Annotated in this window: 16 protein-coding genes; 12 read left to right on the forward strand and 4 right to left on the reverse strand. The window is 33.0% G+C overall.

What is annotated here, in order from left to right; genetic code table 11:
- Positions 1-143: 143 nt before the first annotated feature.
- The gene (locus PQ463_RS05750; RefSeq protein ID WP_111424910.1) at positions 144-1,679 is read right to left on the reverse strand and encodes a DEAD/DEAH box helicase; all 1,536 of its coding nucleotides are present in this window, start codon (positions 1,677-1,679) and stop codon (positions 144-146) included.
- A 109-nt stretch (positions 1,680-1,788) separates the two neighbouring features.
- Positions 1,789-2,322 (reverse strand): DUF6155 family protein, encoded by a 534-nt coding sequence (locus PQ463_RS05755; protein ID WP_274256743.1) that lies wholly within the window; start codon positions 2,320-2,322, stop codon positions 1,789-1,791.
- 141 nt (positions 2,323-2,463) lie between these two features.
- Here PQ463_RS05755 and PQ463_RS05760 point away from each other — a divergent pair, with 141 nt between their 5' ends.
- Positions 2,464-2,757, forward strand: coding sequence for a DUF3817 domain-containing protein (locus PQ463_RS05760; RefSeq protein WP_274256744.1), 294 nt, complete (start codon positions 2,464-2,466; stop codon positions 2,755-2,757).
- Entirely contained in the window at positions 2,750-3,997 is a 1,248-nt protein-coding gene (locus tag PQ463_RS05765; RefSeq protein WP_274256745.1) for a mechanosensitive ion channel family protein, read from the forward strand. The genes PQ463_RS05760 and PQ463_RS05765 overlap by 8 nt, the downstream gene beginning before the upstream one ends.
- 175 nt (positions 3,998-4,172) lie before the next feature.
- Here the strand turns inward: PQ463_RS05765 and PQ463_RS05770 are convergent, their stop codons facing one another.
- Positions 4,173-4,595 carry a hypothetical protein gene (locus tag PQ463_RS05770; RefSeq protein WP_274256747.1) on the reverse strand — a complete coding sequence of 141 codons (423 nt, stop codon included), beginning with the start codon at positions 4,593-4,595 and terminating at the stop codon, positions 4,173-4,175.
- Between the two features lie 81 nt (positions 4,596-4,676).
- Here PQ463_RS05770 and PQ463_RS05775 point away from each other — a divergent pair, with 81 nt between their 5' ends.
- The 3 genes from PQ463_RS05775 (at position 4,677) to PQ463_RS05785 (ending at position 6,759) form a co-directional block, all read left to right on the forward strand.
- The gene (locus tag PQ463_RS05775) at positions 4,677-5,078 is read left to right on the forward strand and encodes a glyoxalase (protein WP_274256748.1); all 402 of its coding nucleotides are present in this window, start codon (positions 4,677-4,679) and stop codon (positions 5,076-5,078) included.
- Positions 5,079-5,086: 8 nt separating this feature from the next.
- Entirely contained in the window at positions 5,087-5,662 is a 576-nt protein-coding gene (locus PQ463_RS05780; protein WP_274256749.1) for a Crp/Fnr family transcriptional regulator, read from the forward strand.
- A gap of 125 nt (positions 5,663-5,787) precedes the next feature.
- Positions 5,788-6,759: a quinone oxidoreductase family protein gene (locus PQ463_RS05785; protein ID WP_274256750.1), complete on the forward strand. Its 972-nt coding sequence runs from the start codon at positions 5,788-5,790 to the stop codon at positions 6,757-6,759.
- Positions 6,760-6,906: 147 nt separating this feature from the next.
- Here the strand turns inward: PQ463_RS05785 and PQ463_RS05790 are convergent, their stop codons facing one another.
- Positions 6,907-8,883, reverse strand: a complete 1,977-nt coding sequence (locus PQ463_RS05790; protein ID WP_274256751.1) for an alpha-ketoacid dehydrogenase subunit alpha/beta — start codon at positions 8,881-8,883, stop codon at positions 6,907-6,909.
- Positions 8,884-9,072: 189 nt separating this feature from the next.
- Here PQ463_RS05790 and PQ463_RS05795 point away from each other — a divergent pair, with 189 nt between their 5' ends.
- The 7 genes from PQ463_RS05795 to PQ463_RS05825 all read left to right on the forward strand — a co-directional run bounded on the left by PQ463_RS05795 (position 9,073) and on the right by PQ463_RS05825 (position 13,879).
- Positions 9,073-10,023, forward strand: coding sequence for an isopenicillin N synthase family dioxygenase (locus PQ463_RS05795; RefSeq protein ID WP_274256752.1), 951 nt, complete (start codon positions 9,073-9,075; stop codon positions 10,021-10,023).
- A 114-nt stretch (positions 10,024-10,137) separates the two neighbouring features.
- Entirely contained in the window at positions 10,138-10,470 is a 333-nt protein-coding gene (locus tag PQ463_RS05800; protein ID WP_008464140.1) for a translation initiation factor, read from the forward strand.
- A 120-nt stretch (positions 10,471-10,590) separates the two neighbouring features.
- On the forward strand, positions 10,591-11,460 hold the full coding sequence (locus PQ463_RS05805) for a nucleoside phosphorylase (RefSeq protein WP_274256753.1): 870 nt from the start codon (positions 10,591-10,593) through the stop codon (positions 11,458-11,460).
- Between the two features lie 11 nt (positions 11,461-11,471).
- The gene (locus PQ463_RS05810) at positions 11,472-11,912 is read left to right on the forward strand and encodes a DinB family protein (RefSeq protein ID WP_274256754.1); all 441 of its coding nucleotides are present in this window, start codon (positions 11,472-11,474) and stop codon (positions 11,910-11,912) included.
- Between the two features lie 3 nt (positions 11,913-11,915).
- Complete coding sequence (locus PQ463_RS05815) at positions 11,916-12,308, forward strand: VOC family protein (protein ID WP_274256755.1); 393 nt, start codon at positions 11,916-11,918, stop codon at positions 12,306-12,308.
- Complete coding sequence (locus PQ463_RS05820) at positions 12,308-12,784, forward strand: DUF4265 domain-containing protein (RefSeq protein ID WP_274256756.1); 477 nt, start codon at positions 12,308-12,310, stop codon at positions 12,782-12,784. Before PQ463_RS05815 ends, PQ463_RS05820 begins: the two co-directional genes overlap by 1 nt.
- A 243-nt stretch (positions 12,785-13,027) precedes the next feature.
- Complete coding sequence (locus PQ463_RS05825; RefSeq protein WP_111378019.1) at positions 13,028-13,879, forward strand: substrate-binding domain-containing protein; 852 nt, start codon at positions 13,028-13,030, stop codon at positions 13,877-13,879.
- The last annotated feature ends 18 nt before the right edge of the window (positions 13,880-13,897 follow it).

A 13,897-nucleotide genomic window follows, 5' to 3' on the forward strand; every position in this document is an offset into this window, starting at 1 on the left:
TCAAGTTACACCAAAAACTTAATAAGTTGAAAGGAGAAATTACATTTACTATGAAATGCTATTTCTCCTTTATAAATTATAATACTGTTTTAGATTCCAACAACTTGAAACATGAAACCTGAAACAAATAAAACTTTAAATTATCAATCCGGCTCATTCATGATTTTCTCACGATACTTTTTACCGATTAATAAAGTTAATCTTTGTTTGTAATCGTCAACCAGCCATTCGCGGTAGTTTTTACTACATTGGCTCAAACATTTAGAATAACGTTTGATACGATCTTCAATATCATCTTCTAATTCTCTAGCCAGCATTTTTGCTTCCTGAAGCGTTTCTGTATTATCTACACACATTCCTGCATGCTGATCTAAAGATTTGTCTAAAACTACTTTAGAACGAAGATTTTGTTTAATTATTAATTTGTGTTCTTCATCGACATCAAAACTAACATCGGCAGTTTTACTGAATTTTGCGCGCAATTCTGGCGGCATGCTGTATTTAAAGAACATTTCGATTTCTTGGTCATCACGCAGGTTTTCCAAGTAAAATTCTGGAGATTTAAAAATATGCTGCCAGTTTACAGGATCGCTCCACAAACCAAAACGAGCGGCATTGTTTCCTAAATCAATAACCGTAAATTCGTCTTTTCCTGGTAATTTACGAGAACCACGACCAATCATCTGGAAATATAAAGTCAATGATTTTGTTGCTCTGTTCAAAATAATAGTTTCTACAGTTGGCTCGTCAAAACCAGTTGTCAAAATTCCGACAGAAGTTAAAATAGCATCTGGAGTTTTCTTAAACCATTGCAAAATGTCTTTACGCTCTTCAGAACTACTTGTGTTGTCTAAGTGTCTGATATCGTAACCTGCTTCTCTAAAAGTTTCATATACATATAATGAAGTATGAATACCATTATTGAAAATCAAGGTTTTCTTTCCCAAAGAACGTTCTGTATACGCATGAAGCAGTTTTTCCTGCATCAAAGTATTCGTATATAAATCGTCTGAAGACTTTACGGTATAATCACCATTGATACCTACTTTAAGCGAAGTCAAACCAACATCGTAGCTATAAGTTGTTGCTTTGGCCAAGAAACCTTTTTCAATCAATGAGCCAATTGTATCACCAACAATAAGTTCGTGGTAGCTTTGGTGCATTGGCAATTTTATATTCGAACTCAAAGGTGTTGCTGTTACTCCAAGGATAAAAGCATTTTTAAATGAGTTTAAAAGTTTTCTAAATGAGTTGTAGTGTGCCTCATCAATAATAACTAAACCGATATTGTCAAGATGAAGTTTTTCATCATTAATACGATTTTTTAAAGTTTCAACCATCGCCACAAAACATGAAAAATCATTTTGGTCTGGCAATTCTTTTACTTTACTATTGATTATTTTGTTTGTAACGCCAAAACCCGTCAACATTTTTGAAGTTTGTTTACAAAGTTCGATACGGTGCGTCAAAACAACCACTTTTTTGTCATTATTTGACAAATAGCGGCGTACGATTTCAGAAAATATTACTGTTTTTCCTCCTCCAGTAGGAAGCTGATACAGTAAGTGGTGTTTGGGAGGAGCATTATCTAAACGGTCAAAAATAGCGTCAATATCGCCTTTTTGGTATGCATACAGTTCTTTTTTATCTTCTCTTTGTATTTCTAAAGTTTGAGACATTGTTTATTTTTGGATTTTTGCAAAAATACATCGAAAAAACAGTTATTCATCCTCTTTTAACCTAAAATAAATATTTTTTTTGAATAAATATTTTTTATGAGAAAGGGCTTTAGTAGTCGATTTTCTCCAAAATTGCCTCAAAATCGTATCTATTTTTCCATTTTTGCTCTAATGTTTCCTCCTGAATTGCATTAATTCGCAATTTAAAATCATTAAAAATTCCGTTTGAAACAATATAATTTACTGCTTGCTCAAAAGAATTAAAGATGCTTTTGTAAAACAATTCCTGCTTGATTAAATTTTGCGAAGAAAACGTTTGCGCTATTTCAATATTGTAAAGCATAATATCAGCAACAACATATGAGTCTACACCCAACATCATAAAATGTTTAATGAGTTTTTGAGCAACTGATCTTCTCATTTTGGCTTTTGGACGCCATTTTGCTCCCGGTTTTTTGATTGGGAAATATTCGTGAGAGATTTTGACCTTGGCCTCCTGAAGCAATTTGTCTTCTTTTGGATTAAAAACAAAGTCATAATATACTTTTACAGGAGCAAATTTCTCATACAATTCTACCAATTGTTCCTCTAATTGCTCTTTTGTCAACTCGCCTAAATATTTTTTTAAATCTCTTTTACTCATAGAGTAAAGGTAATTTTCAAAATTTTAAATTCCAAATTCCAAATTTCAGCCTATTTAAAGGCTGTTAATTTTGAATTTTTAAATCCTAAAATCAATCCAGAATCCTTAATTTTGCTGGCATAAAACTTAAAAAATATATACATGCTCAAGATTTTCAAAGTTACTGCCATTTTAGAGGGAATCTCTTATTTAGTATTGTTTGCTAATATGTTGATTATCAAAAATAATAATCCTGAACTCTACCATACATTATTACGTCCGTTAGGAATGACACACGGTGTTTTATTTATCGGATATATTCTTTTAGCCTTTTTATTGAAAAAATCAATGAATTGGGATTTAAAAACTTTTGCAATCATTCAAGTTGCTTCTCTAATTCCGTTTGGAACTTTTTACATCGAGAAAAAATATTTAGAAACTAAAGCAAATGCATAAGTTTTTGGAGAAAATATTTAACTTTTTATATCCTATTTTTAGAGAATGGGGAATGAGCCGCAATGTAGCGTCTTATACCAGTCTAATCTTTAATATCGCTATTTTAATAGCACTGGCTTACGTGATTTATTACGCAGCCAAATTTCTTTTGGTCACTTTAACTGCTGTTTTTGCACAGCGCACCAAAACAAAGTTTGACGATTATTTAATTCAAAACAAAACCACTAGATATACAGCTTATTTAATTCCGTTTTTCTTTATTTATAAAGCGGTTCCTGTTATTTTAGATAAATACGAATATTGGGAATCGATTTTCGGAAAAATTGTAGGTATCTATATAGTATTACTTGGATTATGGATTGTTCGAACTGTTTTTAATTCGTTACGCGATTATTTAAAACAAAAGCCTGAATATAGCGACAAACCAATTGATAGTTTTGTTCAGGTTATTATGATTGTGCTCTGGATTTTTGGAGTTGCCATGATTATTTCGACTTTATTCGGAATTAAAAAAGGCGAACTATTAACTATTCTTGGAACACTTTCGGCAATTATCATCTTAATTTTCAGAGATACGATTCTTGGGTTTGTTTCGAGTGTTCAGGTAGCGATAAACGATATGGTTCGTATTGGCGACTGGATTACAATGGATAAATTTGGAGCTGACGGAGATGTTATCGAAATCAATTTGACAACGGTAAAAGTTCGAAATTTTGATAACACCATTACCACGATTCCGACTTATGCTTTAAGTTCAGATTCGTTTCAGAACTGGCGCGGAATGCAGAAATCTGATGGAAGACGCATCAAAAGACATGTTTTAATAAAAAGCAGTACAATCCGTTTTTTAAACGATGAAGATTTGCATCAATTGCGAAAAGTTCAACTTATTACTTCTTATATAGACAGCCGTCAAGCAGAAATTGACAGATACAATGATCTTAGAGGAATTGATAAAACGCTTTCGCTAAATGGCAGAAATATGACCAATTTAGGATTGTTTAGAAAATACATTATGCAATATCTACATGACCATCCGGGATTGAACAAAAATATGCATATCATGTGCCGACAGCTACAATCGACCGCGCATGGAGTTCCGTTGGAGATTTATGTGTTTTCAAGTGACAAACGCTGGGCCAATTACGAATATATCATGGCTGATATTTTTGACCACGTAATGGCATCTGTAAGATATTTTGATCTTGAAATTTTTGAGCTTCCTTCGAGTATTGGTTAGATTTTTAACCGCAAAGTTCGCAAAGGTTTACGCAAGGTTCGCAAAGTTTTTAAATAAAGCTTTGCGAACTTTGCGTTTTTAGTAAATCTAACTTATAAAAAAAACTTTGCGTGCTTTGCGGTAAAACACACAAAGGAATTAAAGTTTGGAATTTGGAATTTAAATTTTGGAATTTTTATTGCCTCTCCTCTATTTTCTCAAAAAGAAACTCAGGATTTTGATATTCAATTGGAACTTCTGGAACGTAGCAAGGAAGATTAAAATAAGTTCCAATTACTCCTTTTCCTAAATAAAGTTTGCCGTCTTTCTTTAAAAGAGCCAAAGGAACTCTTTTCCAAGCTCCACCGAAAGAAATATAATGATAATCGCCTCTCAGTGTATCTCCTCTTAAATCGCCTCTTACATCACCAGAATCTTTTCCTGTTCCGTAATGATTAATTTCGTAACGACCATAAAAGCGTTTGTCATTTATATGGATATCAAGAACTGCTGTATCTTTATTGTTTACAGCGCGGTATAATTGACGATTGTATTTTTCTTTATCTTCTTTAGAATTGCAAGAAGCTAGTAATAAGCATAAAAACAGAAATAATCGCATAATTTATTTTTAGAAAAACAAAAATAGGTTTTTACTATGGGATTATTTCTTTAACTTTAAGAAAAACTTAAAACAAATACCATGGAAGATAGAGACACCTTTTTAAAAGAATTCAGAGGCGAAACTTTAGGAACCGTAAGTGCTCAATCTTCAGCAGATGAGATCTTTCAAAACCAGACCATCAGGCCTATTTTAAAACTTCAAAACGACTTGTTCGTTGCCGTTTTTATCAATTATGTAAACAAAAACAAACCCGATTTCTATTCTTATTCGGTTGAAAAGAAACTTCAGACAATCGAAAATTCCATTCAAAAAGACATTAAATTCAGAAATTCTTTAAAAGGAATTGTAATGGCGCTTTTTACAGTTGACGAATACAATACTTATATTAAGAATTCTTCTGATTTGAATAAACGTATGATGAACTTGTTGATTGACCGATTGAAAAATCAGGTGCAGTTGTTTGAAGTGGAATCAAATTAGAATACAAAATGTTCAACCAATTCCGAAACAAATTCCCTTTAACCGATAAAAAATGGAACGAATACATCGGTTATTTCAATCGAATTGAAGTTCCTACGAAAACTACCCTTTTAGAAGAAGGTGAAGTTTCAAAAAAACTTTATATCATAGAAAAAGGCTGTATTCGGGTTTGGTTTAACAATAACGGAAAAGATCTCACTACGCAATTCTTTTTTGAAAATGAGAGCGTTGCTTCTATCGAAAGTTTCATGAAGAAACTTCCGAGTCCGACAAATATAGAAACGATTGAGCCTTCAGTTTTGTGGTGGATTCGTAAGAATGATCTGGATAAAATTCTAGAAGAAATCAAAGAGATCCCTGAATTAAGGGATAGTCTCATTAATAAGCTTTTTGAGCGTACTTTAGATTATATGAAATATTTCGTTTCGTTTATAAAAGATTCCCCTGCAGAGCGTTATTCTAACTTAATTAAAGAAAGGCCTCAAATCATATTGCGTGTTCCACAACATTATATCGCTTCTTATTTAGGAATAACAACTGTGCATCTAAGCAGACTAAAAAGTAAACTATTAAGTAAAGAATAATTGACTTTTTAGTCAAACTTAAATTGACTTATATAACTTATATCGTTTAAAGAAAAATTTGATAACAAATGTTATCGTCTGCCCATAAACGGCTCTGTAATTTTGCTTCATAAAATTTAATAATTATGAAAGCAGCAGTAGTTTATAAAAAAGGCGAATCGCCAAAATATGCAGAATTTGAAGAGCCAATTGCATCCAATGAAAACGAAATTTTGGTTTCGGTAAAAGCCGTAGCTATTACGAATTTGGATAAAGGAATTGCAAGCGGAGATCATTATTCTTCAGAAAAAGAAAATCAAAACGGATTTATTGTTGGAAGCGACGGAATCGGTATTCTAGAAAACGGAACAAGAGTTTACGCCCGCGGAATTTCAGGAACGATTGCCGAGAAGGCTTTGGTAGAGAAAAATAGATTGGTAGTTTTGCCAGATGGAATTGATGATGCAACAGCTGCAGCGATGCCAAATGCAGTTGCAGGTTCGGCAATGGCTCTTCGTTTTAGAGCCGGAATAAAGTCAGGTGAAACGGTTTTAATAAATGGAGCGACTGGTTTTACAGGACAAATGGCCGTTCAAATTGCAAAGCATTATGGAGCTAAAAAAATAATTGTTACAGGAAGAAACGAAAAAGCGCTAGAAAGTCTTTTAGAATTAGGTGCCGATGAAATTGTTTCTCTAAAACAAAATGATGAATCTTTTATTTCTCAGTTAAAAGAAATCCATAAAAATACTCCAATAGATATTGTAATAGACTATTTGTGGGGACATTCGGCAGAACTTATCCTTTCAGTTTTAAAAGGAAATGGAAACTTTACGCATAAAACTCGATATGTTTCTGTGGGTTCTATGTCTGGAGATACCATTCAATTATCAGCTCAGATTTTACGAAGTGCAGATCTTCAATTATCGGGTTCAGGATTAGGAAGCTGGACAAAAGAAGAAGTCAAACTCTTATTTTCTGAAATACTTCCAGAAATGTTTCTTTTAGCTTCAAAAAATATACTAAAAGTAAATATTGAAACGGTGAATCTATCTGATATAGAAAAAATGTGGAATGCAGAAGTTCCTGACGGGAAACGTTTAGTTGTGGTGATCTAAAATTTTTAAACACATAGAAACATAGTTTATCGCTTCTTAAAAAGATAAATAAAAGAAACTAGTTTCTCACACATAGCTATGTGTATTTAAACAAGTGAAACGCCTTTTATAGATTCCAAGAAGCTATGTTTCTATGTGTTTATATTTTTAATATTCTAGTAGCTCTTTCAAAGCTTGCTCAAATCTATTCTTTGGTAAAAACTGATCTTCTAAAGCTTTTGTAAATGGAATTGGCGAATCTAAACTCGCTACACGTTTTACCGGAGCATCTAAATATTCGAAGCAATTCTCCATAATTAAAGCCGAAATATCACTTGCAATTCCGCCAAATAGGGTGTCTTCTTGGTAGATTATAGCTTTTCCAGTTTTCTTAACCGAAGCAAAAATCGTTTCTGTATCAAGAGGCTGTAAAGTTCTTAAGTCAATTAAATCGGCATCAATTTCTGGATGTTGCGCTAAAGTGTCTAAAGCCCAATGAACAGTAGCTCCAAAAGCAATAATCGTTACCGATTTTCCTTCTTTAACCAAAGCCGCTTTACCTAAAGGAATAGTATAATAGTCTTTTGGAACATCCTGATAAATACTGCGGTATAATAATTTATGTTCGAAGAATAAAACAGGATTTGGGTCGTTAATTGCGGTGTTCAAAAGCCCTTTTGCATCGTATGGAAATGCTGGATAAACTACTTTTAAACCTGGAGTTTTAGTAAACCAAGCCTCATTGGTCTGAGAGTGAAATGGTCCAGCTTGAGTTCCTCCGCCACAAGGCATACGAACGACAACATCGGCTTTTTCGCCCCAGCGATAATGAGATTTAGCCAAAAGATTCACAATTGGATTAAATCCAGTTGAAACGAAATCTGCAAATTGCATTTCTACAATTGCTTTATAGCCATTAATAGAAAGTCCCATTCCTGTAGAAATTACAGCGCTTTCGCAGATTGGCGTATTGCGTATTCTGTCTTTTCCAAAAGCATCAACAAAACTTTCTGTAATTTTAAAAGCACCGCCATATTCGGCAATATCTTGTCCCATGATTACAAGATTTTTATGGCGCCACATAGATTGTTCCAGACTATTTCGAATAGCATCTATAAAACGAATATTCTCTGAATCTGAATTATGGCTATATTCCTCATATTGATATTCTTTGTAAACATCATTTAATTCTCCGCTATAAGTTGGTTTTATTTCTGGTTCGGCATTGGCTATTGCCCAGTTTTCATCAATTTCGTGTTTAATTTCGGTATGAAATTGTTCATCTAATTCTGCTGTTAGAATTCCGTTTTCAGTTAAATATTTTCTATAATTCGTAACGGGATCTCTCAGTTCCCATTGATCCATTAATTCTTGCGGAACATATTTTGTGCCACTTGCCTCTTCATGCCCACGCATTCTAAAAGTTTTAAACTCCAATAAAATAGGACGTGGATCTTCCTGCATTTCTTTCTTTAGCTGAGACAGTTTATTATAAATTTCTACAATATTATTTCCGTCAATAATCCAGCTCTCAATTCCGTAGCCAATTCCTTTGTCTGCAAGATTTTCACAGGCATATTGCTCATTGGTTGGTGTAGAAAGTCCGTAACCATTATTTTCTATAATAAACATTACAGGCAGTTTCCAAACAGCTGCAATATTTAGAGCTTCGTGAAAATCGCCTTCACTTGTAGCGCCTTCACCAGTAAAAACAGCGGTAATTTTTTTATTGTCTTGAAGTTTATTCGCAAGAGCGATTCCGTCAGCAATTCCTAACTGCGGACCCAAATGCGAAATCATTCCTATAATATTGTATTCTTGCGTTCCAAAGTGAAAACTTCTATCACGACCTTTTGTAAAACCATTTGCTTTTCCTTGCCATTGTGAGAATAAACGATGCAACGGAATTTCTCTAGTCGTAAATACACCAAGGTTTCGGTGCATTGGCAATACGTATTCAGATTGATCTAGAACTGCAGTAACACCAACAGCAATAGCTTCTTGCCCTATTCCAGAAAACCATTTGGAGACTTTTCCTTGCCGAATCAAGATGAGCATCTTTTCTTCGATCAATCGGGGTTTTAATATTTTTTTATATAAATCTAATAATTGCGCGTCAGTCAGGTTTTGGCGGTAAAAGATCATGTATTTTTTGTTTTTTTAGTGTTTCAAATATAACAAATTACTACTGTTTTATTAGATTCTGAAATAAAATTTTAATCAGAAATCTACTTTTAATGCCTGAGCTTAAGTTTATTTTCTAAAATATTATCTACCTTTGTTAGCGAAAGGTACTTATGACACCTTTCTTCTTTAAAATAAAAAATGTAAAGTATGCAAAACATTCCTAGTGTAGACTTACGTGATTTCCTTTCGGACGACCCGAAACGTAAACAAAAATTTGTAAATGAAATCGGCAGTGCATTTGAAAACATTGGCTTCGTAGCCTTAAAAGGTCATTTTCTTGATGATCAATTGGTTAACGAACTTTATGGTGAAATTAGAAACTTTTTCGCCTTGCCAATAGAAACTAAGCATAATTATGAAATTCCTGGAATCGGCGGACAAAGAGGTTATGTTTCTTTTGGAAAAGAACATGCTAAAGGACGCAAAGAAGGAGATTTAAAAGAATTTTGGCATTTTGGTCAATACGTTGACAAAGATTCAAGATGGGCTTCTGAATACCCAGACAATGTTGAAGTTACTGAATTACCACGTTTTAATGTGGTTGGTAAAGAGGCATACCAAAAATTGGAAAAAACGGGTGTTTATGTTTTAAGAGCTTTGGCTTTACATTTAGGTCTTGATGAGTTTTATTTTGATAATTATGCAAAAGAAGGAAACTCAATTTTAAGACCAATCCACTACCCTCCTATTACTTCTGAGCCAGAAAATGCAATTCGTGCAGCGGCTCATGGTGATATCAACTTGATCACATTGTTGATGGGAGCTCAAGGAAGAGGATTACAAGTTCAAAATCACAACGGCGATTGGATTGATGCCATTGCTGAGGATGACGAATTGGTAATCAACGTTGGTGATATGTTGTCTAGACACACTAACAACAAATTAAAATCTACAATTCACCAAGTGGTAAATCCGCCAAGAGAGTTGTGGGGAACTTCACGCTATTCAATTCCATTTTTCATGCACCCAGTAAGCGATATGCGTTTGGATTGCCTTGAAAATTGTATTGATGAAGAAAACCCAAAGAAATACGAAGATATTACAGCTGGAGAGTTCTTGTATGAACGTTTAGTAGAATTAGGTTTAATCAAAAAATAAACTTAAATAATTTCCAGATATAAAAATTCCAAATTCCAAGTTTTTCTTGGGGTTTGGAATTTAATTTTTAGATATCTTTATGCTTGAAAATTTATTTTTTAGAATAAGAAAAATATGGACTTAAAAGACCAATTAAAGAATCTGTTTCCAGATCATGTTGAATCAAATGAGCCTGAACAAGTTGAAGAACAAGAACACGTTCTTTATGTTCAGAAGGAACCTATGATTTGTAAATTTGAAAAAAGAAAAGGAAAACCAACCACTATTATTGAAGGTTACGAAGGTTCTGATGAAGATTTTAAAATCTTAGCCAAAGAAATCAAAACCAAATTAAGTGTTGGCGGAACTTTTAAAGACGATTCGATTATAATTCAGGGCGATTACCGAGATAAAATAATGGCAATCTTAAAAGAAAAAGGATTCAAAACCAAACGTGTAGGAGGATAATTAATTTGTTTAAAAGTTTCATGTTTAAAGTTTCAAGTTCTGCATATAACCTGAAACGTGAAACTTGAAACAAAAAAACTCAAATATTAGCACCTTAGAAACTTAGCAACTTAAAAAAAAATGATACAATCTTCAGAATTGATATTAAATCCAGACGGAAGCGTTTACCACTTAAACCTTCGTCCAGAACATATAGCACACGACATTATATTTGTTGGTGACCAAAACAGAGTAGAAAAAATCACTCAGTTTTTCGACTCAATCGAACATTCTGCTCAAAAGAGAGAATTTAAAACCCAAACCGGTATTTATAAAGGAAAAAGAATTTCTGTGGTTTCTACAGGAATTGGCCCTGATAATATTGATATTGTACTAAACGAATTAGATGCTTTAGTAAATATCGATCTTAAAACACGTCAGCCAAAAGAAAAATTGACTTCTTTGAATATTATCAGAATTGGAACTTCGGGTTCATTGCAGGAAGATATTCCAGTAGATAGTTTCGTAATGTCAAAATTTGGTTTGGGATTAGACAATATGCTTCGCTCCTATTTAATTGATGGCGTTTCAATTACAGAAATTGAGGATGCATTTGTAAAACATACCAATTGGGATCCTAAAAAAGGAAAACCTTATGTGACGCAATGTTCTGAAAAATTAGAAAAATTAATCGAATCAGATCGAATTTTTAAAGGGATTACAGCAACTGCTGGAGGATTCTACGGACCACAAGGAAGAGTTTTGCGTTTAAATATTCAAGATGAGGAATTAAATAACAAAATGGATGATTTTAGTTTTAACGAAACTAAAATCACTAATTTAGAAATGGAAACTGCGGCAATTTACGGGCTTTCAGCTCTTTTAGGCCATAATGCTTTATCGCTGAACGCTATTATTGCAAACCGTGCTTCTGGAACATTTAGTGCAGATCCGTACAAGGCTGTTGACGAACTGATTGCTTATACGTTGAATAAATTAGCAGGCAATTAATCTGATTATTTATGCAAAACGCTATTCTTAAATTTGAAAAGTTATTGGATGAAAATGTAAATTACATTCCAACAATACAGAACGAAGTTTTAGAAGTTAAAAATCCTGGTAAATGGTCTAAAAAAGAGATTTTGGGACATTTAGTAGATTCTGCAATTCACAATCTAGTACGTTTTACTGAGATTAATTATGCAGAAAAGCCATATCACCACAGACCTTATAACCAAACAGATTTAGTAAATTTAAATCAATATCAGAAAATAGACATTCAGGAACTTACTCAGCTATGGTTTACTATAAACAAGCAGATGGTGAGATTAATGAAATCTGTTGATGAAAAAGCTTTAGATTATAAAATCATTTTGGCCGACGAATCTGTAATCGATTTAAGATTTTTAATGACCGATTATGTTGAACATTTAGAACATCATATTAATCAAATAAGAGCATAAATTATGTTTTTGAGAGTAGCCAGACATACGAATGATTTAGAAAGAATTGAAAATTTTTATGTTGATGTGCTCGGATTTGAACGATTGGGCGGATTTGAACATCATAACAATTATGATGGTGTTTTTGTCGGAAAACCAGGTTTAGACTGGCATTTTGAGTTTACTCAATCTCAAGTTGCGGCAAAACATACTTTTGATGAAGACGATGTTATGGTCTTATACCCAAAAACTATTGCAGATTACGATAAATTAGTACATAAATTAACGCAGCACAATATTACAGTTATTCTATCGCTGAATCCTTTTTGGAATGAAAACGGAAAAATGATTCAGGATCCAGATGGCTATAGAATTGTAATATCTCCCTTAAAAGCTGTAATTAGCGAAATTGAATAATGGAACAGGAAACGCACAAGAAAATATTGTTTAAATACTATAGTGATTATCTAGACGAAGTTGTGTCAGAAACTATGTGGGCAGAAATTATTGATCTGGAAAAAGGTCTTTTCAAACTGGATAATATTCCGTTTTTTGGTCCTTTGATTGCTACAGATGACATTTTTTATGCAGAATATGATGAAACAGAAGAACGTTTTATGCATAGAAAAACGATTCAGAATTCAGGAAATTCGATTATTCAGGTGGCTGTTCTAGAAAAAGGATTTGACAAGGAAATCATCAGAGACAAACTAAAAGTGCTTAATTGCCTCTCTGAAGGGCTAAATGAAACTTTTTTTGCAGCAGAAATTACTAAAGATATAGATTATACTTTAGTAAGAAGCCTTTTGAATGAATATGAATCTAAAGAAATTATAGAATTTGCTGAGCCTTGCCTTTCAGAAAAACATAGGGCAGATTTATTAAAAAACTAATGCTAAAATTTAATTTAAACACATAGAAACATAGATTTTTATTGAATCTATTTAAGATTTTAGAAAAAGCAAGCTTTAACACATAGCTATGTTTACTGAAATAAGTTAAACGTCTTTTTTTAAGTTTTAAAAAGCTATATTTCTATGTGTTAAAATAATTTTGATTAACAGATATAACTAACCAAACTTAACAATACGATTACGCATACGCATACCAAGCAACTTAACTTAAACTTAAAATAAATGAAAACTGTCAAAATTGCGGGTGTTCCGGAACACTTCAATTTGCCGTGGCATCTATGCATTGAAAACGGCGAATTTGAAGAAGAGAACATCGACTTAAAATGGACAAATGTTCCCGAAGGAACTGGGAAGATGTGTCAAATGCTTCGTGACGGAGAAACAGATTTGGCTGTTATTCTAACCGAAGGAATTCTTAAAGATATTGCAGCTGGTAATCCGAGCAAAATCGTGCAGGTTTATGTGCAATCTCCTTTAATATGGGGAATTCATGTTGATGCAAAATCTGATTTTAAATCACTAAAAGACCTTAAAAACAAAAAAGCCGCAATTTCGAGAATCGGTTCAGGATCACAATTAATGGCTTATGTAAATGCAAATGAGCAAGGCTGGGAAATGGATGATCTTGAATTTGAGATTGTAAATACAATTGATGGTGCTGTAGATGCATTAACCAATAAAAAAGCTGATTATTTTATGTGGGAACGTTTTATGACCAAACCGCTTGTAGATAAAGGCATTTTTAGACGCATTGACGACTGCCCTACTCCTTGGCCTTCATTTATTATTGTAGGACGTGACGAATTCTTGAAAAAGAATCCTAAAACAGTAGAGACGATTCTTAAAATAATCAACAAGACAACTGTTGATTTTAAAGAGATTCCAGAAATAGACAAGAAATTATCTAAGCTGTTTAATCAAAAAGCAGAAGATATTAAAGAATGGCTAAAATTGACTCAGTGGTCACAGAAAAATTTGACAGAAAAATCTTTTAATAAAATTCAAAATCAATTATTTGATCTGGGAATTATTGATAAAAAAAGTATTTTTGTAGAAACAGTAAAAGCATTGTAAATACTGCTTTTTGATTCG

This window comes from Flavobacterium sp. KACC 22763 (assembly GCF_028736155.1).
Lineage (GTDB): Bacteria > Bacteroidota > Bacteroidia > Flavobacteriales > Flavobacteriaceae > Flavobacterium.

Coding starts and splice junctions, on each gene's coding strand:
- PQ463_RS05750 (WP_111424910.1), bottom strand. CDS start 1,679: ATGTCTCAAACTTTAGAAATACAAAGAGAAGATAAAAAAGAACTGTAT.
- PQ463_RS05755 (WP_274256743.1), bottom strand. CDS start 2,322: ATGAGTAAAAGAGATTTAAAAAAATATTTAGGCGAGTTGACAAAAGAG.
- PQ463_RS05760 (WP_274256744.1), top strand. CDS start 2,464: ATGCTCAAGATTTTCAAAGTTACTGCCATTTTAGAGGGAATCTCTTAT.
- PQ463_RS05765 (WP_274256745.1), top strand. CDS start 2,750: ATGCATAAGTTTTTGGAGAAAATATTTAACTTTTTATATCCTATTTTT.
- PQ463_RS05770 (WP_274256747.1), bottom strand. CDS start 4,595: ATGCGATTATTTCTGTTTTTATGCTTATTACTAGCTTCTTGCAATTCT.
- PQ463_RS05775 (WP_274256748.1), top strand. CDS start 4,677: ATGGAAGATAGAGACACCTTTTTAAAAGAATTCAGAGGCGAAACTTTA.
- PQ463_RS05780 (WP_274256749.1), top strand. CDS start 5,087: ATGTTCAACCAATTCCGAAACAAATTCCCTTTAACCGATAAAAAATGG.
- PQ463_RS05785 (WP_274256750.1), top strand. CDS start 5,788: ATGAAAGCAGCAGTAGTTTATAAAAAAGGCGAATCGCCAAAATATGCA.
- PQ463_RS05790 (WP_274256751.1), bottom strand. CDS start 8,883: ATGATCTTTTACCGCCAAAACCTGACTGACGCGCAATTATTAGATTTA.
- PQ463_RS05795 (WP_274256752.1), top strand. CDS start 9,073: ATGCAAAACATTCCTAGTGTAGACTTACGTGATTTCCTTTCGGACGAC.
- PQ463_RS05800 (WP_008464140.1), top strand. CDS start 10,138: ATGGACTTAAAAGACCAATTAAAGAATCTGTTTCCAGATCATGTTGAA.
- PQ463_RS05805 (WP_274256753.1), top strand. CDS start 10,591: ATGATACAATCTTCAGAATTGATATTAAATCCAGACGGAAGCGTTTAC.
- PQ463_RS05810 (WP_274256754.1), top strand. CDS start 11,472: ATGCAAAACGCTATTCTTAAATTTGAAAAGTTATTGGATGAAAATGTA.
- PQ463_RS05815 (WP_274256755.1), top strand. CDS start 11,916: ATGTTTTTGAGAGTAGCCAGACATACGAATGATTTAGAAAGAATTGAA.
- PQ463_RS05820 (WP_274256756.1), top strand. CDS start 12,308: ATGGAACAGGAAACGCACAAGAAAATATTGTTTAAATACTATAGTGAT.
- PQ463_RS05825 (WP_111378019.1), top strand. CDS start 13,028: ATGAAAACTGTCAAAATTGCGGGTGTTCCGGAACACTTCAATTTGCCG.